This is a genomic window from Longispora fulva (assembly GCF_015751905.1).
Lineage (GTDB): Bacteria > Actinomycetota > Actinomycetes > Mycobacteriales > Micromonosporaceae > Longispora > Longispora fulva.
Genome location: NZ_JADOUF010000001.1, coordinates 2,108,093 through 2,132,806 on the forward strand (window position 1 = coordinate 2,108,093; position 24,714 = coordinate 2,132,806).

18 protein-coding genes are annotated in these 24,714 nt (G+C 71.6%); 10 read left to right on the forward strand and 8 right to left on the reverse strand.

Annotation, left to right across the window (positions count from 1 at the left end):
* The first annotated feature begins 66 nt into the window (after positions 1-66).
* The 3 genes from IW245_RS09360 to IW245_RS09370 are packed head-to-tail and all read left to right on the forward strand — an operon-like array spanning position 67 to position 3,535.
* A complete protein-coding gene (locus tag IW245_RS09360) occupies positions 67-591 on the forward strand; it encodes a PadR family transcriptional regulator (protein WP_197002778.1) in 525 nt (174 codons plus the stop codon).
* Positions 588-1,280, forward strand: a complete 693-nt coding sequence (locus IW245_RS09365) for an ABC transporter ATP-binding protein (RefSeq protein WP_197002779.1) — start codon at positions 588-590, stop codon at positions 1,278-1,280. Before IW245_RS09360 ends, IW245_RS09365 begins: the two co-directional genes overlap by 4 nt.
* Positions 1,277-3,535: an FtsX-like permease family protein gene (locus IW245_RS09370; protein ID WP_197002780.1), complete on the forward strand. Its 2,259-nt coding sequence runs from the start codon at positions 1,277-1,279 to the stop codon at positions 3,533-3,535. The genes IW245_RS09365 and IW245_RS09370 overlap by 4 nt, the downstream gene beginning before the upstream one ends.
* Positions 3,536-3,599: 64 nt before the next feature.
* On the opposite strand, the gene IW245_RS09375 is transcribed toward IW245_RS09370, so the two are convergent.
* The gene (locus IW245_RS09375; protein WP_197002781.1) at positions 3,600-3,857 is read right to left on the reverse strand and encodes a hypothetical protein; all 258 of its coding nucleotides are present in this window, start codon (positions 3,855-3,857) and stop codon (positions 3,600-3,602) included.
* Between the two features lie 379 nt (positions 3,858-4,236).
* Between IW245_RS09375 and IW245_RS09380 the strand changes: the two genes are divergently transcribed.
* Together IW245_RS09380 and IW245_RS09385 are read left to right on the forward strand one after the other, a co-directional pair.
* A complete protein-coding gene (locus IW245_RS09380) occupies positions 4,237-4,929 on the forward strand; it encodes a helix-turn-helix transcriptional regulator (protein ID WP_307788873.1) in 693 nt (230 codons plus the stop codon).
* A 109-nt stretch (positions 4,930-5,038) separates the two neighbouring features.
* A complete protein-coding gene (locus tag IW245_RS09385) occupies positions 5,039-5,593 on the forward strand; it encodes a dihydrofolate reductase family protein (RefSeq protein ID WP_197002782.1) in 555 nt (184 codons plus the stop codon).
* 325 nt (positions 5,594-5,918) lie between these two features.
* Here IW245_RS09385 and IW245_RS42850 read toward each other — a convergent pair whose 3' ends face one another.
* Positions 5,919-6,137: a DUF8847 domain-containing protein gene (locus tag IW245_RS42850; RefSeq protein ID WP_504739615.1), complete on the reverse strand. Its 219-nt coding sequence runs from the start codon at positions 6,135-6,137 to the stop codon at positions 5,919-5,921.
* Between IW245_RS42850 and IW245_RS09390 the strand changes: the two genes are divergently transcribed.
* Complete coding sequence (locus tag IW245_RS09390; protein ID WP_197002783.1) at positions 6,078-6,227, forward strand: hypothetical protein; 150 nt, start codon at positions 6,078-6,080, stop codon at positions 6,225-6,227. The two genes, IW245_RS42850 and IW245_RS09390, sit on opposite strands and share 60 nt — an antisense overlap.
* Before the next feature lie 106 nt (positions 6,228-6,333).
* On the opposite strand, the gene IW245_RS09395 is transcribed toward IW245_RS09390, so the two are convergent.
* From IW245_RS09395 to IW245_RS09410, 4 genes are all read right to left on the reverse strand, one after another.
* Positions 6,334-7,692 (reverse strand): MFS transporter, encoded by a 1,359-nt coding sequence (locus IW245_RS09395; protein WP_231399500.1) that lies wholly within the window; start codon positions 7,690-7,692, stop codon positions 6,334-6,336.
* 100 nt (positions 7,693-7,792) lie between these two features.
* Entirely contained in the window at positions 7,793-9,364 is a 1,572-nt protein-coding gene (locus IW245_RS09400; RefSeq protein ID WP_197002785.1) for an IPT/TIG domain-containing protein, read from the reverse strand.
* A 10-nt stretch (positions 9,365-9,374) separates the two neighbouring features.
* Complete coding sequence (locus tag IW245_RS09405; RefSeq protein ID WP_197002786.1) at positions 9,375-10,370, reverse strand: hypothetical protein; 996 nt, start codon at positions 10,368-10,370, stop codon at positions 9,375-9,377.
* 10 nt (positions 10,371-10,380) lie between these two features.
* The gene (locus tag IW245_RS09410) at positions 10,381-13,806 is read right to left on the reverse strand and encodes a hypothetical protein (protein ID WP_197002787.1); all 3,426 of its coding nucleotides are present in this window, start codon (positions 13,804-13,806) and stop codon (positions 10,381-10,383) included.
* Positions 13,807-14,027: 221 nt separating this feature from the next.
* Between IW245_RS09410 and IW245_RS09415 the strand changes: the two genes are divergently transcribed.
* The 3 genes from IW245_RS09415 to IW245_RS09425 all read left to right on the forward strand — a co-directional run bounded on the left by IW245_RS09415 (position 14,028) and on the right by IW245_RS09425 (position 15,615).
* Positions 14,028-14,393, forward strand: coding sequence for a hypothetical protein (locus tag IW245_RS09415; RefSeq protein ID WP_197002788.1), 366 nt, complete (start codon positions 14,028-14,030; stop codon positions 14,391-14,393).
* Between the two features lie 15 nt (positions 14,394-14,408).
* A complete protein-coding gene (locus IW245_RS09420) occupies positions 14,409-14,693 on the forward strand; it encodes a hypothetical protein (protein ID WP_197002789.1) in 285 nt (94 codons plus the stop codon).
* Positions 14,694-14,793: 100 nt separating this feature from the next.
* Positions 14,794-15,615, forward strand: coding sequence for a hypothetical protein (locus IW245_RS09425; RefSeq protein ID WP_197002790.1), 822 nt, complete (start codon positions 14,794-14,796; stop codon positions 15,613-15,615).
* 40 nt (positions 15,616-15,655) lie between these two features.
* On the opposite strand, the gene IW245_RS09430 is transcribed toward IW245_RS09425, so the two are convergent.
* On the reverse strand, positions 15,656-16,408 hold the full coding sequence (locus tag IW245_RS09430; protein ID WP_197002791.1) for a class I SAM-dependent methyltransferase: 753 nt from the start codon (positions 16,406-16,408) through the stop codon (positions 15,656-15,658).
* A gap of 239 nt (positions 16,409-16,647) precedes the next feature.
* On the opposite strand from IW245_RS09430, the gene IW245_RS09435 reads away from it, so the two are divergent.
* Complete coding sequence (locus tag IW245_RS09435) at positions 16,648-24,000, forward strand: RHS repeat-associated core domain-containing protein (protein ID WP_197002792.1); 7,353 nt, start codon at positions 16,648-16,650, stop codon at positions 23,998-24,000.
* An 84-nt stretch (positions 24,001-24,084) separates the two neighbouring features.
* Here the strand turns inward: IW245_RS09435 and IW245_RS09440 are convergent, their stop codons facing one another.
* A complete protein-coding gene (locus tag IW245_RS09440; protein ID WP_197002793.1) occupies positions 24,085-24,696 on the reverse strand; it encodes a DUF6304 family protein in 612 nt (203 codons plus the stop codon).
* Between the last annotated feature and the right edge of the window lie 18 nt (positions 24,697-24,714).

The following is a 24,714-nucleotide window of genomic DNA, read 5'->3' on the forward strand; positions in this document are numbered from 1 at the left end:
TCAGGCGGTGCGGCCGTCCACGGTGGCTATACACGCGAGGTATACCCTCAGTGTAGAGTGGGCGGCATGACCGTTCCGTTGACACTGCTGGGGCTGCTCGAACGCGAGCCCAGCCACGGCTACGACCTCAAACGCCACTACGACACGTTCTTCGGCAGGGGCCGCCCCCTGCCGTTCGGCCAGGTCTACGCGACCCTCGGCCGGCTCGCCCGCGACGGCAAGGTGGTGGTGGGCGAGGTCGAGCCGGGCGACGGGCCCGACCGCAAGCGCTACGTCATCACCGAGCTGGGCGCGACGGAGGTGAACGCCTGGCTGACCGAACCGGTCGAGGCCGAACCGCACCTGCAGACCGTGCTGTTCGCCAAGGTGGTGCTGGCGCTGATGCTGGGCCGCCCGGCGGAGGAGTACCTCGACGCCCAGCGCGCCGCCCACATGCGGCGGATGCGGGAGCTGACCGAGATCCGGCGCGCCGGGGACCTGGCCGACTCGCTGCTGGCCGACCATGGCCTGTTTCACCTCGAGGCCGACCTGCGGTGGATCGATCTGACGGCCGCGCGGCTCGACAAACTGGCCGCGGAGGTGCGGTCATGACGGACGCGATCGCGGTCGAGGCGCGCGACGTGGTGCTGTCGTTCGGGCAGACACCGGCGCTGCGGGGCGCGAGCCTGTCGGTGACCCGGGGCGAGATCCTCGCCATCATGGGTCCCAGCGGCTCGGGCAAGTCCACTTTGCTGCACTGTCTGGCCGGGATCCTGGTCCCGGCGTCCGGCGAGATCCACGTCGACGGTCGGCGGATCGACACCCTGAGCGAGACCGCCCGCAGCGCGCTGCGCCGGGACCGGTTCGGGTTCGTGTTCCAGTTCGGCCAGCTGGTGCCCGAGCTGACCGCCGAGGAGAACATCGCGCTGCCGTTGCTGCTCGGCGGCGCCCGCCGGACCGCCGCGCTCGCCGAGGCCCGGACCTGGTTCGAGCCGCTGGGGCTCGACGGTCTGGAACGGCGCAGGTCCGGGGAACTGTCGGGCGGTCAGGCCCAGCGGATCGCGCTGGCCCGCGGCCTGGTCGCCGGCCCCGAGATCCTGTTCGCCGACGAGCCGACCGGATCGTTGGACTCGCTCACCGGTGAACAGATCATGGAACTGCTGGTCACGGCCGCCCGGGAACGGGGCACCACCGTCATCGTCGTCACCCACGAGGCCCGGGTGGCCGCCTACGCAGACCGGGAGATCATCGTGCGCGACGGCCGCGTGACCTCGCTGGTACCGGAAAGGATCGGATCGTGATCAGGCTCGGTCTGCGGCTCGCGGTCGCCAGTGGCCGGGAGGCCGCCGTCCGGCTGACCATCGTCGCCGCCGCCGTGGCGCTCGGGGTCGGCCTGCTGCTGGCGACCGTGGCGAGCGTGCACGCGGTCAACGCCCAGAACGCGCGGTACGCGTGGCTGAACACCGGCACCCCGTCCACGCGGGCCGCCGTCGCGGGCGTGGACCCGGCCTGGTGGCTGCTGCGGGAGGACTACTTCCACCGACGGTCCATCGGCCGCGTCGACGTGGCCGCCACCGGCCCGTCGGCGCCGGTGCCGCCCGGCGTCGCGCACCTGCCCGGACCCGGCGAGTTCTACGCCTCCCCCGCGCTCAGCACGCTGCTGCGCACCACCCCGGCCGCAGAACTCGGCGACCGGTTCCCCGGGCACGAGATCGGCACCATCGGCCCGGAGGCTCTGCCCGCGCCGGACTCGCTGGTCATCATCGTCGGGCACTCCCCCGACGAACTCGCGCGCGTGCACGGCTCCCGGCAGGTCAGCGCCATCGCGTCCACCGACCCGGGCCGGTGCGCGGACTGCGGCGTCGGCACCAAATCCGACGGGATCAAGCTCATCCTGGCCGTGGTCGCCGCCGGCCTGCTGTTCCCGCTGTTGATGTTCATCGGTACCGCGACCCGGTTGTCGGCGGCCCGCCGCGAGCAGCGGTTCGCCGCGATGCGCCTGGTCGGGGCGACACCACGGCAGATCTCGGTGATCGCCGCGGTGGAGTCGACGGTGGCCGCCGTCGCCGGCATGGCCGTCGGCTTCGGACTGTATCTGTCGCTGCGTCCGTCGCTGGCGACGTTCACCTTCACCGGGGTACCGTTCTTCCCCGCCGACCTGTCGATCACGCCCCTCGACGCCGCTCTCGTCGCGCTGGGCGTTCCCCTCGCGGCCGCGGTGGTCGCCGGGCTCGCGCTGCGGCGGGTACGGATCTCCCCGCTCGGCGTCAGCCGACGCGTCACCCCGCGCCCGCCGCGCGCCTGGCGGCTGATCCCGCTCGTCATGGGGCTGGCCGAACTCGCGTACTTCATCGGCCGGCGTCCGATCACCACCGACGGCCAGGTGCGGGCGTACCTGACCGGGTTCCTGCTGGTGATGGTGGGACTGGTGCTGGCCGGCCCGTGGCTGACGATGGTGGGCGCCCGGCTGGTGGTGCGCTCGGCCCGCCGCCCGGCGTCGCTCATCGCCGGCCGGCGGCTCACCGACAATCCCAGGGCCGGATTCCGGGCCGTCAGTGGCCTGATGCTGGCGCTGTTCGTCACCAGTGTGGCCACCGGGGTGATCACCTCGATCGTCGCCGACCGCGGCGCGCCCCGGACCGGCTCGGTGGCCAGCACGTCGCTGGCGAAGATGTTCTGGCCGCAGGACCGGACCGAGGGCACACCTGCGCCCACCGTCGAGGCGGTGCCGGCCGGGCTGCGCACGATTCCCGGGGTCCAGCAGGTCCTGCTGGTGTACGCCAACCCCCTCGACCACCCCGACATCCGGACCGACCCCACGACGGTCGGCCGGCCGTCGGAGCCTGGCGTGACCAGTTGCGTCGAGTTGGCCCGCAGCCCGGCGTACGGCGCCTGCCCGGCCGGCGCGGGAGTGGCCGAGGTGTCAGCGGACCTGATCGGGTACCGCAGGATGACCACGCAGTCGGACGCCCCGTGGCGGTGGGAGGCCTCGCCCATCCCCGCCGACGGCCTTGCCCGGCTCCCCCTGTTGTCGGTCGTCGTGAACACCGACGGGTCGACGGCGGCGTTGGAGGCCGTCCGCACCACTCTCGAGGTCGCCTATCCGCAGGGCTACTCGCCCGGCACGATCAGCGAGTTCGAGGCGGACTTCTCCCGGAAACTCGTCCAGTGGCAGCAGTTGGCGGACGTGGTGATCCTGGCCAGCCTGCCGATCGCCGGGTGCAGCCTGGCGGTCAGCGTGATCGGCGGCCTCAGCGAACGCAAGCGTCCGTTCAGCATGCTGCGGCTGACCGGGGTCCCACTGGGGGTGCTGCGGCGGGTGGTCGCACTGGAGAGCACCGTGCCGCTGCTGGCGGTGTCGGTGTTGGCGACCGGTACCGGATTCTGGGCCGCCCATCTGTTCCTGTCCGCGCAGATGCAGCTGTCGCTCCGGCCGCCGCCGGGCGCGTACTACCTGCTGGTCGTCGCCGGCCTCGTGGTCTCCCTCGGGATCATCGGCTCGACCCTGCCGCTGCTGGCTCGCGTCACCGGACCGGAAACGGCCCGCAACGAATGATCGGACGCCGTGGGACACCAGTCCCAGTCCCAGAGCACCTGAGAAACCGGAGCACTGTGCCAGGTCAGCGGGCTACGGCGCTCACAAGGCATAAGGACCCGATCACAAGACCGCCGACGATCAGGAAGATCCCGGTCACCTTGGTGAAGCTGGGGTGTTTGGCATAGAAATGCGAGGACGACCACCAGGGAAACAGGTCACCACGCTCACCCTCCGGTGTGGCGGCAGACTTCCGCGCCAAGATCAACATTCGGACGCCGCCGATTCCCCACAACACGAGGAAACCGATCCCGAACACCGCCGGTGCCACTTTGATCACCACGCACACCACCCACTGATCGGGCGGAATAGGCTCTTCCGCTAACCCGTGTACGAGTATCGCTCACCCACCGCCCAGCCATCGGAGCGACGACCCGGTGCCTTGCCTGTCGTGCTGCTGGCGGCGGGTGGCGTGATCTTCAACCTGTGCGGGCCCGGCAGCCGTGCACTACCATGCGCCTGGTGCATAGGGCGGAACACCTGGGGTCCTCGCCGCGCCGGCGGTGCGTGGCACCCCGCTCCTGCGTTCTGACGGCGCCGGTCGCGGATTTCGCACCCGGGCGGGATGTGCGGCGCCGCGGCCGGGAGTGTGGTCCAGCCGGGTGCCAGACTGGATGTCGCGAGGCGGCTCGCGTGCTCGGAAGGGGGCCGGGTTGGGCCTGGTGATCGAGAGCCGACCGTCGGAGCTGCCGCACATCGAGCGGGTGTGGCGTAGCCGCAGCGGACATGCGAGCCAGATGACGTCGGTCGCCACGTCGCACTGGGAGCTGGTGTTCTGGGAGCAGCACGGTCGGGTACAGGCGGCCGTGCTGGGACCAGAGGGCACGGCGAGCATGGCCCCGGTCCCCGCCGACGCCGAGTTCTTCGGGATCAGCTTCGCACTGGGTACGTCGATGCCGCACATCCCGCTCAGCCCGCTGGTGGGCGGCGCCGCGGCCATCCCCGACGTGACACGGCGTTCGGTGTGGCTGAAGGGGTCCGCCTGGCATGTTCCCGACTACGACAACGCCGAGGGCTTCGTGCGGCGGATGGTGCGCGGGGGCATCGTGGACCTCGATCCGGTCGTGCCCGCCGTGCTCGCCGGCGCCTGCCCCGATGTCTCCGATCGCACCCTGCAGCGGCGCTTCGTCGCCGCGACCGGTCTGACCCAGGGCGCCATCCGGCAGATCCACCGCGCCCGCCAGGCGGCCGTGCTGGTCCAGGAGGGGGTGTCCGCCCAGGACGTCGTGCACCGCCTCGGGTACTTCGACCAGCCGCACCTGGCGCGGTCCCTGAAGCGGTACATCGGGCGGACCGCCACCCAACTGAGTACGCCGCACGCCTCGCATCCGCTGTCGCTTCTGTACAAGACCTGACCTGGGCGCATGTCTAGTGTTCATGACGTAGCCGATGGGGTCGGCGCGCACCGGCGGAGCGTCGTTCCGACCGGTACGCGAGGACCCCGGACCGATCATGGAGGTAGTCATGCGCAAGGTTGTTTCGGGTCTGTTCGTCTCGGTCGACGGTGTCGCCCAGGCACCCAACGAGTGGCAGTTCGCGTTCGACGAGGAGATGGGCGCCGCGCTCAACGACACCCTGGAAACGGCCGACACGATCCTGATGGGCAGGGTGACGTTCACCGAGTGGGCCGCCTACTGGCCCACGGTGACGAGCGGTGACGACGCCGGCTTCGCCACGTGGATCAACGATTCGCCCAAGTACGTCTTCTCCTCGACGCTGGACAGCGTCGAGGACTGGGAGAACAGCACCCTGATCAAGACTGATCTGGTCACCGCCGTCAACGAACTCAAGGCCGGCGAGGGCAAGAACATCACCGTCGCGGGCAGCCCGACGCTGGTGCGCTCGCTGCTGGAACTGGACCTGCTGGACGAGCTGGTGCTGCTGATCCACCCGGTGATCGCCGGCGAGGGCCGCAAGAAGCTGTTCTCCGACGACGCGGCGCTGAAGAAGCTGCGGTTGGTGAGCGCGCAGCCGACCAGCAGCGGGGTCATCATCGCGACCTACCGCCCGGTTCACTGATTCGGCGGCAGTCGGTTGCCTGCCGACGTCGATCCGGCGCCGGCGTCGGGGTGCTAGGCCGGGTGCGGGCGGAGTTTCGCTGCTGTCGCTCACCGCGCACCCCAGGTCAGCCGACAACTCGGCAGCCGCCGTCGAACTGACCGGACTCAGCGCCACGTCAGAGCTGTCGGACGGTGATCGCCGGATCCGGGTCGGTGGTGGTGGTCCACGATCCCTAGTCGGCCAGTACAGGCATGCGGCCGGTTGCCCCACCGTCATTAGAGCGGCCCCGGGTTCGGGGCTCCTGGCCTCCAGCCCGGATCTGGGGGGTGCCCCTATGGTTTGGTCAAGTGGTCTGGGCGGGTGGGTTCGTGCCGACGTATTTGTAGATCCAGCCGGCTGGGGTGTCTGTGGCGAGTACCGCCTCGTAGGTATGCCAGCCAGTCCGGTCTGCGGGTGGGTCTGGAAGGCCACGGCGTGCGCGTAGGCGTGCCGGTGGAGTTCCGTGTTCTCCGAGGTCGACGATGCGGGTGCGACCGTCGAACGGGCCTCCGATGATATTGATTCCGACGGTGTTGTTGATGACGTCACCGGCGAGCCGGCGTTGGATGAGCGTCATGTGCTCAGGTTCGTCAGTCGCCATGACGAGAGCTGACCATGCGAAGGGTCGGGTGACAAGCTGTCGGTGTCAGGTCGCTGGGGCTGGCCGGGATTCTTCCTGTCCGACCTTCGCGGGTGCCAGGTGAGCTGCCGCGATCAATTCAGGCTCGCATGTCGGACTGCTTCGCTACGCCAGCGAGAGCATCCTCTTGGTGGAGTGTCGGCGCATCGACCTCTGTTTCGGCATCGCTGTTGAACGCGCGGGCGTCGGCCAGTACGTCTGCGGGGACGTGCCGCTCGAGGAATCGTCGGGCCAGCCGCGTCGACGGGTGGATGCAGATGGTGGCCAGCACGATGATGCCGGCGATCACCAGCCAGCCGGCAACGCCCCAGCTCAGCGCGAGGAACGTGTACACCGCCGGCGCCCAGACCTTGCCGAGGGTCATGGTGAGCTCCGCCGAGCCCTGGTAGGCGCCGCGCTGACGCGGATCCATCAGTTCGGCCTCGAAGGACCAGCTCGCCGCCGAGAGGTAGAGCTCGGCGCCGGTCACGGTGACGTGGCCCAGCCAGACCAGCGCGATCGTCACCCAGCCGACGGTCTCGTGGGTCGCGAGCGTGATCAGGCAGGAGATCACGAAGAAGGCCGAAGAGATCCGGATCGCCCGGAGCGCGGTCGGCACGTCCTTCACGCCCTTGGAGGCGGCCATCGGCAGGACGATGCACATCACCGTGTTGGTCGCGAACAGGAACGCCAGCAGCACGCGCGGTGCGTCCGTCTGCTGCACCAGCCAGAGCGGGATGACCAGGTTGAGCAGGACCTGGTTCGTCCAACCGACGCCGATGAAGAACGTGGTGAGCAGCCAGCCGGGGTTGCGCAGCGGACCCGGCCCGGGGACGCGCACCCGGCGCTCCTCCGGTGTGCGCTCGTCGTGCGACGCCGGTGGCAGCCGGGTGACCGCGGCCGCGTTGACCAGGAAGACTGCGGCGGTGAACCAGGGCAGCACGTGCAGCACGTCGTTGGAGTGGAACGCGAGCGCGATGCCACCCATCACGGACCCGAGGGTGAAGCCAAGGTTGAGCGCGGAGTACATGTAGGCGCGTGACTTCACCCGCTCGTGCGCTGGCAGCACGTCGATGGTGTATGCCCCGTGCGCGGCGCCGCCGAGCGCGCCGATCACCTCCATGCACACGGCCATGGCGACGTAGCCCTTGAAGTCGGTGATGAAGGGCCACAGTGCGAACATCGCTGCCTGCCCGCCGGCACTCACCGCCCACATCTTCTTCGGCCCGAACCGGTCGACCAGCTTGCCCATCGGCACGGCGGCCAGGAACGCCGCGATACCGGCGAACGTCAGGCCGAGACCGACCTGCGCGGCGGACAGCCCGACGATCTTGGTGAAGAACACCGCCGACCCTGTCATGAACGTGCCCTCGCCGAGCGCGAAGAGCAGCGACTGCAGGGAGAGGCGGCCGGCGAGGGGCGACGGCGGGCGAACACGGCTGAGCAGTGCGGAGAGCATCACGGGGCGATTCTCTCCGGGCCGTGCGACGGTTGTCGCCCCAATTAACCTCCCCTGGGGGCCTGGGCGAGACTGGTGTGGAATCCGTCGGAGACCTCGGTCAGACGGGTACGGCCGGGTCCGGGTCGGCGGCCGCGAGGACCGTCCACGAGCCCTGGTCCGCCGGTACCGGCAGCGCCGCCGGGTTGCCGACCAGTCCCTCGTAATCGGTGCGGCCCTCAGCGGCGATCACCTTGGAGACGTATTTGCGCAGGACCGGGGCCATGTCGTCGGCGAGGTAGCAGCCCCACAGGTGCGCCACGGCCCCGGGCGCGAACGCCCGCGCGTCGGCCAGCCGTTCGTCGAGCCGGTCTTTGGTGATGATGGCCTCCCCTCTGACGCCGGTCGGGTCGCCTTTCACGTTCTTCCAGCCGTACTGGAGGAAGAACGCGTCGGAGCTGGAGTGGCCGAAGTAGTCGAACCGGGAGATCTTCACCTTCGAGCGGTCGATGGCGGCGTCGTCCCAGTACCGGGCGGCGGCGCTGTTCGGCGGGACGCCGAAGGCCACGAACCAGGTGCGGGTGTAGTCGCCGCCGCCGGGGCCCTCCAGGTCAGGCTGGTCCTCCTCGCTGCCGCCCGCGTCGAGGGCGTGCACCCACTTCTGTCCGGCGAGCAGGCCGTGGGAGATGTAGTCCACGGCCTCGCTGGCGTCGGTGATCATCAGGAGTTTGACGAGCACGCCGGGCAGGCGCGAGGCGCCGCTGAACGTGGGGCCTTTGAGGAGCCTCCTGGGCAGTTCGTAGATGTGGTCGAGGTTCTCCTCCAGCCGGGTCGGGCGCATCTCGTAGGTCTGGCCGGGGCGACGGTCCTGGCTGGTGCAGCGCATGAGGATCTCGTGGTCGATGCGGTCCTCGTCCACGTCGTCGGTGTTCATGCTGGGGCGCGGGCGGGTCCTCTTGGGCGTCGGTTCGGTCTTCGTCGGAATCGCGCCCTGTTGGCTGGCACGGACCCGGGGGTCGTAGGGGCTGCGGCCGAGCACCCAGGGTGAACCCCGCCACTTCGGGTTGTACGGGGACGCCTCCCAGTCGGTGTCGTTGCGCATGCCGAACGGCGGGTAGAACACGATGATGGTCACGATGTCGCCGGGTCGCGGGGTGGCGAGGCCGCGTTCGAAGAGGCGGGGAACGGGCTCGAGGAAGCTGCCCCAGTACTTGTCGTGCGTGACGTTGCCGAGGTTGGCGTTGATGTACTCGTTCACCTGGTCGACCGTGACCGGCGGGGGGTTGAGTTCGAACTCCACCTCGCTGCCGGGCGGGTCCTCGATCTCCTTGCCGAACCCGTTGTACCAGTTGGACGGCCCGCCGACGAGGATGACGTGCTCGGTCGGCAGCCGGCCGCGCGACCCCGCTGCCGCGAAGACGGCGTCGGGTTGTTCCACCGCGCCGCCCTCCATCCCGTAGGCGAAGGTCATCGGGTCGCTGGTGCCGTCCGGGGTGGTCACGGTGACGCCGGCCGTCCCGTCCCCGGGCGGCACGGTGAGCGTGATCTGGGAGTCGTCGTCGACGAACACGTTGGGCGCGGGCGCGGTGCCGAACATGACGGCCGTGGCCCCGGTCAGGCCGGTGCCCCGCAGGACGACGATGTCGCCGGGGTACCCGCCGGCCGGTTCGACGGACGTGACCGTTGGCTGCATCGTGGCTCCTTCAGGCGGCCGGGGGCGGGGCGAACGTGACGCCGTTCCAGACCCACGACAGCTTTGGGGCCAGCGCCGACGCGGCGATCTCCTGGGGCGGGTAGAGCAGCGCGAGTTCGTCGCCGAGCCGGGTGACGCCCGGCACGAGGCCGGCGACGTTGACCAGGCGGGCCCACGCGCGGTCGTCGGGGCCGGCGGGGGCTGCGAGCCGGTCGGGCGGGGCGAAGCCGGTGTCGGCGAGCAGCGGCCCGACCGGCAGCAGCCGGAACCCGACGAGCGGGAACTCGGTGAGGCCACCGGTGGCCCGGTCGACGGTCAGGGCGCGCCAGTCCTGGGGCGGGACCTGGTCGTAGCCGGGGGCTCTGGGGGTGACGTGGGTGGTCACCTGGTAGCCGCCGGGCGGGGCCGTCGCGAGCCGGGCCAGGACGATGGGGTCGGTGATCGGGTCGGTGAACGCTGCGGTGGACACGAGGTTGAGGACCCGGCCGAGTACGGCGAGGAGGTCCACGTCCCCGGACGGCTGGTTGCCCGGCGGGAGGACGGCGGGCGGGCTGGACAGCGGCAGGGCGCTGCCCCGGGCGCGGATCTGGTCGAGTGCCGCGCCGAGGGCCGGCGCGAAGTCGCCGCGCACCCCGATGGACAGCGGGGCGCTGAGCCCCGCCGCGCCGGGCGGGCGGTCGTTGGCGATGCTGACGGTACTGAGCGCCGGGGCCGTCGCCGTCCACCCGACCGGAGTGGGCGGGCCGGCGATGCCCAGGACGCTGGCGAGGGCCTCGGCGCGCAGGTCGGGCTGGTGGAGCGTGTCGAGGAGGTTGAGGTATCCGCCGACCTCGGTGATGTTGCGCGGGGCCGGGAGGCGTGAGGCGACGACGTCGCCCTGCAACGCCAGCCTGCGCAGCATGATCGCCTGGGCCTCGCCGACGGCCGGCGAGCCGCCGTAGCGCAGGACGTCGAGTAGCGCGTCGAGGGCGCGGTCCTCGAAACTGCTGGAGCCCGGACTGGTCATCGGTTCCCCCTCACGCCGGGACGGGTTCGCCGCCGGGGCCGGGCCCCTCACCGGTCGGTGTCGGGGGTGTCGCGGGCGGCGGGGTCGCGGGAGTGCCGCCGGGGCCCGGGGCCGGTTTCGGCGCGGGGGTCGGCTTCGGTGGTGGCTTGTCCGCGGCGGGCTTGGCGGTTGTCTTGGAGGTGGAGCCGGGCGTCGTTGCTCCCGTGGCGCCGGCCGGGCGGTAGTTGGCCGCGTACGCCTCGCCGCCCTTCGCCCCGAACAGGTTCCCGATCTGGGTCATCGCCTGCGACTGCAGCTCGGTGGCCCGCTTGAGCGCGTCGGCGCGCGCGGACTCCGCCGTGGTCTGGGTGGTCTTGACCAGGCCGGCGAGTTCGGCGGCGTTGGTCAGGCCGGTGAAGTCCTTCTGGCTCGCGCCGGCGGTGATCAGTGAGCCGAGCAGTTTCGTGTCGACGGGGATGGGTGGAGCGTTGTTGAAGTTCGTGATGAGCGGCGCGACACCGGTGAGCGCGTTGGGTGCCGTCAGGCCGGCGGTCAGGGACGGCTGTCCCGTCGGGAGGGTCACGTCGCTGATGCCGGGCGCGTTGTCGGCGGGCGCATCGGCCCAGTTCCAGAACCGGGTCAGGTCGATCTTCTCAGCGGAGGCGCAGTGTCCGAGCACGGCCTCGCCGAGCACACCGCGGGTGGGCAGGGCGATGCGGTTGCGGGGCGGGTCGAAGCCGACGCGGTGGAAGGCGGTCAGCGCGTCCTCGACGGCCGCGTTGGTCACGTCGTGGGTCTGGGCCACGATCTGCGGGATGATGAACGGCAGGATCATCGAGTTGCCGAAGAACCCGAGGACCTCGTTCGTCACGCAGTTGAGCAGGGGCACGTCCTGGGTGTCGTCGGTGATGCCGCCGTCGGGCACGCCGATCGTGAATCCCTCCAGCAGGATCGCCCGCTCCTCGTTGCTCAGCGAGGACCACACGAACCGCGAGTAGCGCAGCGCGTTGGCGACGACGTGGTGCAGGGTCCGCTCGATGCGCAGCAGGTCGTGGAAGCGCAGGATCGGCGCGAGTTGCACGGCGGCGATCGGCAGCGCGCCCGGGGGCAGCTGCACCCTGGCCCCGGCGTCGATGTGGTCGGAGACGAAGGATTCGGTGCCGGCCGCCGGCCCGGGGATCGTCGCCGTGAAGTTCCAGACGTAGGGCCCGCCGAGTTCGTGTTCCAGGCGGGGCGCCCGGATCCGCACGTGCCGGTCGGGCGCCGGGTCGATCGTGAGGTTCCCGATGGTGATCCGCGCCGGGTCGAACGGCTGCAGGTTGCTCACCCGGGCTGCGGCGCGCAGTTCGGGGGCGACGAAGTCGTAGTCGAGGTCGGCGATCCGGCGGGTCACCTCGAAGCCGACGACGTCGGTGCGGGCGAGCGCCGGCGGCAGGGCGAGGCGGGCGGTGAGCGTCGTGCCGGCGCTGGCGGGGCGGTTGCGCTGGTCGCGGAGGTACCCGAAGAGTTCGCCCTCGTGCGAGAACGCCTCCTGCGGTTCGGTCAGGCCGCCGGGGAGCGCGGGGACCGTGCCGGTCATGCGGACCGGGCCGATGCGGGTGCCGTGCCGGGTCACCGCCGCCACGTGGATCTCGTCAACGGGTACGAACGTGCCCTCGACGCTCACCGTGACGACGTCCTCGGCCTGGCTGGTGGACGGGTCCTGCACGTCGGCGCGGGGGTCGGCGGCGAACTCCCGCAACAGCGCCAGCCCGTGGTGGTGCGTCCGGGGCAGGAACCGGGCGAGCAGGTCGGCGTGGCGCAGCAGCTGCCCGTAGCGGTGCAGGACCTGCCGGCGCTGGGTGACCGGTCCGACGGAGTCGAGCGTGAGCGCCTCGCCCACGGGCAGGAACCGGATGACCTGCAGCGGGACGAGACACACGAGGGTCGCGCCCTGGATGGCGGTGGTGACGTCGAAGAGCCGGTGCACCTCCCAGTACTGCACGGTCAGCGCGCGGGTGTGATTGTGGTTGGTGATCACCTTCGTGGTGACGTCCTCGGACTCCGACGCCGACGCCAGCCGCACACTGGTGCGCTGGGCGGAGCGGCGGGCCGCCGCCTGGCGCTCGACCGCTGCGTGGGTGTCCTCGGCGGCCCGGGACGTCACGTCGCGCTGCCCGGCCATCCAGCTGGAGGTGCTGCCCGACGCGTGCGAGGAGCCGCCGCCCCCGCTGGCGATCAGGAAGTTCGTGCCCCAGGACTCCGACTCGGCGGCGGTCTCATACCGGCTGCCGCCGTTGGCCCGCTCCCGGAACGCCTGCGCGAACGTGGCCTCCGCGGAGGTGTCCTGCTCCTGTTGGAAGGACTGGGCCTCCACGATGTCGAGGGTCTCGACGTCGCGGACCGCCGAGGTGTCGCGCCGCTCGAAGATGGCCAGCCGTTGCTGCTCCCCCGGCGCCAGCGGCAGGGAGTACGTCAGGTCACCCAGCGTCAGGCCGACCGGGGTCCATCGCTGGGCCATCCGCACCACGTACCCGAGGCCGAGAGTGCCGGCCATCGGGACCAGTTCGTTCGGGAGCACCCGGCCGTCGGGGCCGATCCCGGTCAGTCCGTCGCGGAACCCGTCGACGCTGATCGGCTGGCCGATGGCGACCCGCTGCACGTACCGGGAGGCGAACCCGTCCGCCAGTTCCGTGAACGCCGGCACCGTCCCGTACGACTTGCCGTCCCGGAAGGTGAACCGCATGGCCTTCGCCATGACGCTGGTCCTCGGTTCGACGAGCCGGAAGAACACGGAGTAGGGGAACCGCTGCTCGGACGCGCCCTGGCCGAAGACCTGCCCGCACACGCCGTCGGTGTCCTCCCCGAGGCGCAGCACGGGCCGGTTGACCACCGGTTCGGCGGCGGGCTGGGCCGAACTGTCGAGGTCGGGTAGCGCGTCGATCAGCCCGGCGATGACGCTCTCGGGAAGCGCCACGAGGTGCCGGGGCAGCGTGAACTCCCCCACCAGCCCTGTCGTCCCGGCCCGGCGGGCGGGGACCGTCAGGGACTCCTCGCCGTTGGCGCCCCGGACCGTGAGCGTCAGGTGGTCCCCGGCGGACAGGCCGGTGCCGCGCGGCAGCCGGAGCGTGAACCCGCCGTCCGGGCCGGTCAGGCCCTGCGGGTCCGGTCCCCGCCGGGCGTCAGGCAGCCGCACCTCCACGTGCAGCCGGCGGCCGGGTGACCCGTCGGGTTGCGCGATCGTGCCCACGAGGTTCGGGGCGAGCAGCAGGTCCGGCAGGGCGTCGATCACCAGGTCGAGGTGGCTTCGCAGCCCGACGAGGCCCTGGTAGAAGTGGGTGGCGGACAGTCGGAGCTCCGCGCCGAGCGCGGCGGCGTCCACATGGTCGCGGGCACCGAGCAGGTCCACGGTGGGCACGGTGCGCCGGAACGCCGCGGTCAGCGCGCGGCCCGGGTGTTCCTCGGGAGCTGGCACCATCGGAACCTCCGGACGCAGGCCAACCTTTCCTGATGGTACGAGAGCCTCGCCGGATCCGAGGGGTTTTCCCGGTTTTGTACTGAGATCATCAGCCCGACGCCGTCCAACCACCCCTACATACTGGAAATTCCCTGCATAGGGGCACTTGAGTGTCCAACATGGACTTCTTCATACTCACGTTGGCAGATTTCAGCCTCCCCCGCCCCAGGAAGGTGCTGCTCATGCCAGCGCAGCAGCGCACGACCAACGTCCGCCGACTCCTCGGAGGGGTGCTCGCCCTGGCCACCGCCGGGCTGACCCTGACGGTCGCCGCACCCGCGACGGCCGCACCCGCGACCATCACCTCCGGCAACGGCACCGTGAACAGCCCCTGGGTGCCGATGCTCAGCGCCCACACCACCTGCCAGTCCACCGGCCTGTACGGCAACTACTACAACGGCCGGCACCTCGACAAGATCACCGACCTGCCGGCCGGTACCTGGATCGGCGTCCGCTACATCACCTCCGACGGCAGGTCCGCGGACGTGCTGTGGCACAACCACGGCACCTGGGGTTTCATGCTGACCAGCTGCTTCGCCTTCGACTGACAGGAATGGCCCGAGATGACAAGCAGACTCGCCGCGCTCGGCCTGATCACCGCCGCGCTACTCACCTCCGTCGGCGCGGCCCCCGCCTCGGCCTCGACCCCCACCACTCTGACGACCCGCCAGGTGTGCGCCCAGAGCCTCTACGTCCGCGCGACCGCCGCCGGCGTCATCATCGGCACGCTGTACTACGGCGACAACTTCGCCGTCGACCATTACTCCCCCAGCCGGCAGTGGGTCTACGGCCACGCCTACGGCAACGTGCACCAGGACGGCTGGGTCCAGAACGGCTGGTTCTGCTAGGCGACCTCGCACCGCCGACCTGATCGTGGATCGGGGCCCGGGTGATCTCGACGGACCTCCGGGCCTGCGAACCGCGGGCCTCGTGCGGCACACTGCCTGGGTGAGTGCGACCGAGTGGCACCCCGCGAACGGTGCGCGGCTGGCCAGACAATGGCTGGCCGCGTGCGGCGTCGTCCAGGGCGACGACGGCCTGTGGCATGGCCTCGGGACCGACGCTGCCACCGGCGTCACCGTCGGGCGCGTCTGGACGGCCACCGAACTCGCGCACGACCCGCCGGAACAGCCCGATCACCTCGCGGTCCTCGACGACCTCGACTCACTCAGGTTGTCGCTGGGGCTGCTTGACCTCCTCGACGACTACGCCGAGGCCATGTACATCCGGCTCAACTTCCTGGACAAGCCCGAACTCTGGGGCACGGTGTGGCAGGCCTACCGATACCGGCTTGAGGCGCCCGAGCCCGCCGATGTCGTCGAGTACTCGCTGTGGGTGGACTGGTTCGAGGATCGGACAACGGTGGAGACCGCGTTCGAGGCGGTGCTGGCCGGCGACGTGCGCGACGCCGAGGAGCGGGGCAGGATCGGTGACTTCGCCTCCGGCGGGTGGCGTCGGCGCGCCCAGCGGGTGCTCATCCGGTCCGGACCGGTGCCCTGGAGACTCAAACATCCGGTCTACACCGCGCTCGCGGAGGTCCCCGAGTTGCGCCACGCGCTGTTTCGGGGAGTGTTGCACAGCTACCACGACTACTTCGGCGACCTCGAGCCCGCGGCCGGACTCGACCTGCTCACCCACCTTGGCCTGCCTCCGGACACCGAACACCTCGCACCCCTGCTCACCGTGCTGCGCGCCGGGCACACCGGCCACCACCGCCAGGGCTCCGAGCACGCCTGGGACGAGGCCGTACCGTCATCGTCCATGACGTGAGGATCGCCAGTGTCTCGCCGGGCGCGTGAGAATCCGCCACTCAGGCGGACTCGCAGACGCAGAGTTGAAGCGGCGCGTCCCCGGCGAAGGGTCGACCGGACCAGTCGCCGAAGCGCTCGACGAGCCGAAGGCCGCCGAGAGTAAGGAGTAGCGGCAGCTCCTGCGGGAAGATGCTCCTGATGTCCAGCGGTGCGACTACGAAGTCGGGCTCGGAGTCAGTCGACAGGTGCCACGTCCCGCGTGTGACCTGCGCGGGCGCGTCGTAGATCTCAGCGACATCGACACTGACCTCGCCACGGTCGGGATCCGTGAACGACAACGATTCCCGGGTCCGCCGCACGCCATCGGCTTCGGCGAGAAGGCGCACGCTCGGGTTGAACACATCGAAGACGAACCGTGCTCCCGGTGCCAGGTGTCTTCGAACCGACCGGAAGCAGCTCACCAGATCCTCAGCCTCGTGCAGATGCAGGAGGGAATTGGCTGTGATGAACACGAAGTCGAATGTGCGGCCCAGATCGAAGGCCCGCATGTCGCCCTGGATCCATTCCACCGCCACGCCGCGCGCGTCCGCCTTACGCTGCGCCTCGGCCAGCATGTCCGACGAGTAGTCCACGCCGACGCACGGATGCCCGTCGGACGCGATGGGGATCAGCTTGTGCCCGGTGCCGCACCCCAGTTCCAGTACGCGCCCGCCCTGCCGACGGGCGTCGGCCCGGTAGAAGTCGACCGCGGGCCCACCGCCCGGGAACATCAGGTCGTACAGCCTCGCGTGCGAGTAGAACGCCTCACTCATCCAGCACCTCCTCCTTGCGACTCATCAGCGGTTGGCCGTGGTGGCCTGCTGTTTCCAGCGTGTCCACCGGTGGCCGGGTAGCAGGATACGGGCCCGGTAGTGCCGGTGGCTCCAGCTTTTCACCGCGCCCGGTGCGCTCGACCCGGACGACCATTGTTCATCCGTTCCACACCCGACACTTCTCCGTTGATCAACTTGGCCGGTTCCAATCGGTTCCCAAGATCAAATAGGGGGCGGTCGTGCGTCGCAGGATCCTGTTGGCGGGGTTGGGTCTGATCTCGGTTCTGGCGTTGCTCCCCGCACCGCCACCCCTGGCCGTCCAGGCGGCCCCGCCCGCGGTCGCCGGCCGGGACGCGGCGCCGACGAACACCCGCGACAGCGGCGGTCATCCGGCAACCGCGCCCACTGTGGACCCGGCTCCGGCCCCGGTCCTCCCGCCGGCCGGCTCCCCCGAACGCGAGCGCCTGGACCGGTTCACGGCGGAGAGCCAGGCCGTCCGGGAGCGGATCTCCGCCCGGGAGAACCCGGTCCGGGTCGAGGCCGTCGACCGGCCGGCCGAGCAGGGCGGTGTCCCCGCGCGGCGGTTCGGCAAGGCGGCGGAGGGCACGGCTGCCGCCGTGGACCCGTGCGCGCCGAACGGCTCCGAGCAGTGGTTCGCCCAGTACGCCGACGGGGCGGTCCTTGTCACCCCGACCGCGAACGCCACCGGCTCCGCCCGGCTCAGCCTGACCAACCGGGGCTCGGCGACCTGGCCGGCCGGGCGGACCTACCTCGGCTACCACCTGTTCGACGCGAACGGGAACCCGGTGGCCGGCGACTACCCGAAGACCGCGCTGCCCGGTGCCGTGCCCACCGGGGCCACCGCCACGATGAACGCGGCCATCGCCCCGCTCGCCCCGGGCGTGTGGCGGATCGGCTGGGACGTCTGGGTCGACGGGCTCGGCTGGTTCTCCGGCAACGGGGTGTGCGCGTTCACGGTGCAGTACACGATCCGCAACCAGGCGCCGAACCTGAGCCTGCAGAGCCCGCCGGCGTACGGCACGGTCACCACGCTCACGCCCCGGCTGTCGGTGGACGGCGCCGACCCGGACGGCTGGCCGGGCCAGCTCACCTACCAGTTCCGGCTGTGCCACGACCAGGCGCTGACCAGTGGCTGCGTCGAGTCCCCGTGGGTCGGCCTGTCCGGTTGGCGGGTGCCGGCCGGCACCCTGGCGTGGAACGACCTGTTCTACTGGTCGGCCAGGGTCAACGACGGCGAGCTGACCACCCCGCCGAGCGGCTGGCCGGCCCCGAACCAGGTCACCACTGTGGTGCCGGCGGCGGAGACCTGGCGGACCGTCGGCGCCGGGTTGGGGCTGACGAACATCGCCGGGGTGATCCTGCCGTACGGGATGTGGATCCACCCGGAGACCGACGCCAGCGTCCAGGGCGTCGGCCTGCCGTTGCAGGTGCAGCGGACGTACTCGACGGCGGCCCGGTACACCACCGGCGCGTTCGGCAACGGCTGGCTGTCGATGTTCGACGCCAGCGCCCGGTACAGCCAGGACTTCTCCCAGCTGACGGTGACCTACCCCGACGGTCGGCAGGAGATCTTCGCCCGGCAGGCCGACGGCTGGGTGACCCGGGCCGAGACCGGCTCCACGAACCGGCTGAAGACGGCCGGGGACCGGATCGTCGTCACCGGCTCCGGCGGCGAAGTGCTGACGTTCCTGCAGACGGGCGAGCTGGAGTCAGTGGCCGCGACCGGCGTCGGCCGGCTGGAGTTCCGCCGCGACGGCACCGGGCTCGTCGACCGGGTGACCCAGCGGCCCTCGGGACGGTCCATCGACGTCGGCTGGAGCCACGCCGGGGGCGCGGGCTGCGCCACCACCTGGCCGCCCATGGTGTCCTCCATCGACCTCGGCCCGGCCGAGGACGGCGGGCAGACCGTCCGGTGGGCGTACACCTATAAGTGCGGTGAGCTCGTCAAGGTCTGCGACCCGTTGAACACCTGCACCCAGTACGAACCGAACTACACCGCCACGTCGCCCTGGTGGCGCAAGAGCGCCGCCGGCCGCACGATGGCGCGTCCGCTGGAGACGTTCGCCTTCCGGGAGCAGACCCTCGACGGCCGGGCCGAGCGGGCCTTCCTGCGGGTGGACACCCCGGACAACAAGACCGTGTTCCTCGACGTGTGGCGGCCCCGGGCCGGGCAGCTCGACGGATACATGAACACCTACAACCCGTTCGGCGGGGTCACCGTGCAGGTGGCCAGCGCGGACAACGGCGCGACGCCGGACACCTACCGGTTCGACGAGCTCAACCGGTTGCGCGAGCTGAAACACGGCGGGTACGCCCAGACCGGCACCACCTCCCGACGCTGGGGCTACAACGCCACCAACGGCCAGTTCACCGGCTTCACCGACGAGAACCAGCACGGGGTCGAGACCCTCTACGACCCCGACGGCAACCTGCGGACCAGCCTCAGGTCGCGCGACCTGCGGACCGTGGTCGCCAGCACCGCATACTACGACCAGCCGTCGGCCGGGGGCGGTTGGCTGATGTCCAGCACGTACACCACGCCGCGGCAGGACAACCCGTACCAGGACCAGATGTTCCGCTACGACGGCCAGGACCGGCTGATCGAGCGGCGGGGCAACCCGACCCCGGAGAACCCGGCCGGCGCGCTGACCACGTACGAGTACGACACCTACAACCTGACGAAGGTGACCTCCGCCGGACAGGTCACCAGCTACCGGCACGACCCTCGCGGCGACCTGACGTCGGTCACCGACCCGGCCGGCCGCACCGTCGGCTACGAGTACGACCGGCTCGGCCGCCGGACCGCCCAGGTCGAGACCAGCACCGCCTACCCGGCGGGGCTGCGCACCGCGTACACCCTGGACCGGGCCGGCCGGGTGGTGCAGGAGCTGCCGCCGGCCACGGTCAACGAGGTGACCGGCGTCCGCCAGCAGCCCCGGATCTGCCGGACCTACGATGCCGACGGGCTGGTCACCCGGGTGGTGACCACGGCAGCCGCGCAGTGCCCCGCGCCGACCGCCGGCCGGCTCGCCGGCGACCGGACCACCGACACCCGGTACGACAACGCCGGCCGGCCGCTGGAGCTGACCGACCCGGCCGGCGGGAAGACCCGGTACGAGTACGGCGTCGGCTACCAGGGCACAGTGCTCACCGACTACGTCAGGGTGATCACCCCGGCCGGGCACTGGACCACCTCCTGGTACGACCACGCCGGCCGGCTCCTCAAGGTCGAGCGCACCACCCTGGGCCCGGACGCGCTGTACCAGTACGACGCGGCCGGCCGGCTCGTCGAGGAGTCCGACGCCCTCGGCCGGAGGACCCGGTACGACTGGACCGACGACGACCTGAACTACCGTGCCGTCCGACTCGGGGTCCGGCAGGCCGACGGCTCGACCCACGACGTCGAACTGTTCCGCCGGGAGTTCGACGGCGAGGGCCGGATCACGTCCGAGAAGGTCGGCACCAGGCTGTCGACCAGCACGTTCGACGGCGAGGGCAAGCTCGTCGACACCGTCCTGGACCCCGCCGGGTTGAACCGCCGGGTGCACCGGGTCTACGACGCGCGCGGGTTCCTGACCGGCGAGACGGCGACCGACGGCGGCCGCACCGAGAACCGGCTGTACGTCCCCGACGCGACCGGGCACGTGGACACCGCCACGGTGCTGCTGGACCCGACGCACGCACTGGTCACCATGTACCACCGCGACCAGCGCGGCCTGCCCGTGCGGGTGATGGACCCGCGCGGCTGGTTCCCGAACGCCGACCCCGACGAGTTCACCACCGACAACCGCTACGACGAGTACGGCCGGCTGGTCCGACAGACCGCGCCGGCCGTGACCGTGGAGGACGTCGGCGACCAGCCGGCCACCGCGCGGCCGGAGACAGCCTACGGGTACAACGCGTTCGGTGACCTCACCGAGGTGCGCGACCAGCTCGGCAACGTGACCGAGACCGTCTACGACGACGCCGGCCGGGCCGTGCTGACCCGGGGACCGGCCGTGGACGGCTCCCGGCCGACCGTCCGGCGGACGTATGACGCCGAAGGGCAGCTCGCCACGGTCGTCGACCCGCGCGGCAACCAGACCGACTACCACTACGACGAGTACGGCCAGGTGTGGGAGACCCTCGGCCCCGACGCCGGCCAGGGTCGGCCGTCGACCCGCGCCGAGCACGACCGGGCCGGCCAGCTCACCGCCACGGTGGACCCGACGGGCGCGCGGACCGAGTACGAGTACGACGCGCTCGGCCGACAGGTCGCCGCCACCCAGGTGGTCCGGCAGCCCAGCGGGCCGGCGCTGCGGTTCACCACGACCTCCGGCTACGACGACCAGGGCAACCTGACCTCCACCGTCAGCCCGTCCGGGGCCCGGTCCGCGTTCGCCTACAACGCCGCCGGTGAGCTGACCGCGAGCTGGCTGCCCGGGGTCACCAACGCGACGATCTACGGGCGGGACCTGGCCGGCCGGGTCACCCGGATCCAGGACCCGGCGGGGCGGATCACCGAGTACGAGTACGACCTGGCGGGCCGGCAGGTCCTCACCCGGCACCGGGGCCCCGACGGCACGGAGCTGGACGTCAGCCGGTTCGAGCCGGTGGACCCGTCCGGCGTGCAGGTCACCGTGTCGGGCACCGGCGGCCGGACCCGGCAGGTGCTCGACGCGCTCGGCCGGGTGACCACCGAGATCGGGCCGACGGGCATCGTCACGCGGACCGGCTACGACCGGCTCGGCCGGGTCACCCGGCAGACCGACGGGCGGGGCGACAGCACCCTGTACGCCTGGACGGCCCTGGGCACGGTAGCCACGGTCACCGAGCCGGCGACCACCGCCTACCCGAGCCTCGCCGACCGGCAGTTCAGCTACGGATACGACGCCGGCGGCTTCCTGACGAAGGTGGTCAAGCCCGGCGGGGTGATCGTCGAGCCCAGCTACGACGCGCTCGGCCGACTCGTCTCCGAACACGGCCACGGCCCCGGTGTCCCCGACAACACCCGCACCTTCGGGTACGACCTGGCCGGCCGGCTCACCTCGGCCAGCCACCCCGGCGGCACCCTCACCTACACCTGGTCGGACCGGAACCGGCTACTGACGGCGAGCGGGCCGGCCGGGGGCACCGGCTACCAGTACGACGCGGACGGCAACCCTGCCCGGCAGCAGGACCCCGTCGGCGTCACCACCCTGACCTGGCGGCCCGACGGCCGGCCGGCGACCGCCACCGACCCGCTCACCGGTGCGACCCGGACCTGGAACTACTCCCCCACCACCGGCGACCCGCTCGGCCACACCGTCGCCAACGGCCCCTCGACACAGTGGAGCCTGGACGGCCGGGGCCGGATCAAGAGCCTGACCGCGTTCAACCCCGCCAGCCAGGCCGTCTACCAGGCCAGCTACGGCTACGACCCCAACGGCAACGTCACGAGCAAGACGATCGGCTTCGGCGCCCCGGGCGGCGGCGGCAGCTACGGGTACGACCTGGCCGACCGGATGACCCGGTGGACCCCGGACGACGGCGGGGGCACCCACGAGTACATCTGGGACGCCGCGTCCAACCGGACCGCCGAGAAGGTCGCCGGCACCCAGGTCGGCAGCTGGACCTACGACCAGCGCGACCGGCTGACCGGCGCGCACACCGGCGGCCGGGACCTGACCTACGCGTACAGCCCGCGCGGCACGCTCGCCTCCAGCGGCGGCACGACGCTCACCTTCGACGCCTTCGACCAGCTGCTGTCCTACGGCACCACCGCCTACCACTACGACGCGCTCGGCCGGCTCGCCGACCGCAGCGGCGCGGCGTTCGGCTACGCCGGGCTCGACCGCCAGCCCGTCACGGCCCCCGGTGCCGAGAGCTACGCCAGGATGCCGGGTACCGGCCAGCCACTCGCCGGCCGGGTCGGCGGCCAGGTCGGCTTCCCGCTCGCCGACGCGCACGGCGACGTGGTCGCCTGGCAGCCCACCCAGGGCCCGGTCCTGACCGGCAGCACCAACTACGACCCCTTCGGGCTGAAGACCGGCGGCACCGGCCTGCAGTCGGCGCTCGGCTTCCAGGGCGGCTGGACCGACCCGGCCTCCGGCCTGGTGCAGATGGACGCCCGCTGGTACGACCCGGCGGCCGGCGGCTTCGTGTCCCGCGACAGCCTGGACGCCCGCGACCGGTACGGCTACACCGGCGGCAACCCGATGTCCCGGGTGGACACCACGGGCCGGTTCCAGGCGCCGATCCCGCCGTTCTCGCTGTCCGCGGTGCTCGGCGGCGGGGCCACGGCCGGCGAGGCCGCCGGGGGCGGGGCGGCGGCGGTCGAGGCGGTCGGCGGGGCGGGCGCGCTCGCGGCGGCGGCCCCGGAGCTGCTGCTGCTCGGCGGCGCGCTCGGCATCGGCTGGCTGGCCGACCAGTTCGGCCTGTTCGACAGCGGGATGGACCCCAAGTACACCTACTACAAGAACTACGACATCAGGTCCAAGGACTCCTACGCCCTCGCCGAGGACGGGGTCACGAAGATCTGGTGCGGCTGCCCGTGGGGCACGCCGACCCCACGCCCGGTCAACGTGCCCCGCACCCCGCCCCCGACCCAGACCCCGCCGGTCGCCGAACCGCCGCGCGGCACCCCGCCGCCGCCTCCGCCCCCGCCGCCGTTCATCGTCTACGAGAACACCAGCCACCTGGAGAAGACCTGGTCGGAGTGGACCTCCGGCAACGACGCGGCCTACCGGTGGACCCGGGTCGACAACTACCGGGAACTGCTCGCCCAGACGCTGCAGGTGTGGAACACGGGCGCGTGGGAGCGGTCCGACTGGTACCGGGAGTCGTTCGAGCACACCTGGCGGGTGTGGACCGTCGCGACCCTGGACGGCACCCGGGTCTACGGCCACTACGACGGCGGCGAGGCGTACGACTCGGGGCGCACCGACGGCGCCGTCGCGGCTGAGGGCGGCATCGGCTCGTGCGGCCTGAACGGCAGTCTGCTGTCCTGCCTGGCCGAGACCATGGTCTCCCCGGTCGGCGGCGGCTGCGCCGGCCCACTGGCCAGCATGTTCTCCTGCATGTTCGCCGAGCCGAGCCCCGGAAACGCCGGCGGACGCGGCCAGGCCGCCCCGACCGGCCCGGGCCGGGGCGCGGCCGCCGGCCGGCCGAACCCGAACATGATGCCGAAGCGGCAGCCGGGCGGGGCCGGTCAGCCGCCGAGCAACCGGCCGCCCGCCGCGAGCTGCACCCCCTCGGCGGACGGGCCGATCCCGGAGACCCTGTACCGGGGCGTCAACAAGGACGGCAGCGACGCGTTCACGGTCGACCCCGGCGAGTACAAGGTGGACAAGTCAACCGGGTTCGTCCGGAACGCCGCCGCCGTCAACCCTGACGGGCGGCCCGGCGGACGCGGGCCGTCGCTGTGGAACCGGGCCGGGAAGATCCCCGACCGGCTCGACGCCCGGGTGGTCGACCAGTCCTCACTGCCGGCCAGCCTGGTGATCGCCGACCGGGGTTCCAGCCCGGGGCACTACGAGATCATTCCCGCGCCGTGCGCGGATCTCAGCCCGGAGGAGTTCCAGGCCGCGCTGAACCAGATCAAGCTGAAGTGAGCGGGCGGTGCCCTGCCCCGGTCCGGGGCGGGGCACCGTCGTGCGGGCTTCCTGCCAGCCGGGCCAGCGCCGCATTGGCCACCGTCAGTCGTGGTCGGGGAAGCCGCCCCGGAAACCGGCACCGGGCGCCCGCCGACGAAACCGGTGGCACCGGAAGGTTTCCTGCACCCAGCCGCTGTTCGTGTCCCAGATCTCCAGCAGATCATCCTTGTCGCGCACCGCGAGGTATCCGGACACGTTGTCCCGGAAGCAACCGAGTCCGCCGAACAGCCCGCGCGACGCCCCGGGCCAGTAGTCCGAGAGCCCGCAGCTGACACAGGTCGCGATCTCCACGCCCGCCGGCACCTGCCGCGCCAACTCGGCCAGCGCCAGCTCGAACTCCGGCCACGACCGGCTCGACACGCCGTGCGCGGACGCGAGCCGGACGCCGATCCGGTCCCAGCGGCCGTCCACCCGGCGGCCCAGCTCGACGGTGACCAGCACCGGCAGTATGTCGTCTCGGCCGGCCACTGTCACAGGTAGGTCCTGGGAGTAGGTCAGCTCGCCCTCCTGGAGTTCGGGCAGCAGGCTCCCGAAACTGTCTCCCCGGTGCGGGATCCCGCCAAGGACGACCTCCAGGCTGCCGCCGTCCGAGCGGACCACGGCGGCGCGCACCCCGTGCCGGTCGCGGAACTCACCGGGCCAGTCGCTCAGCATGCCGCCAACCCTACCCGC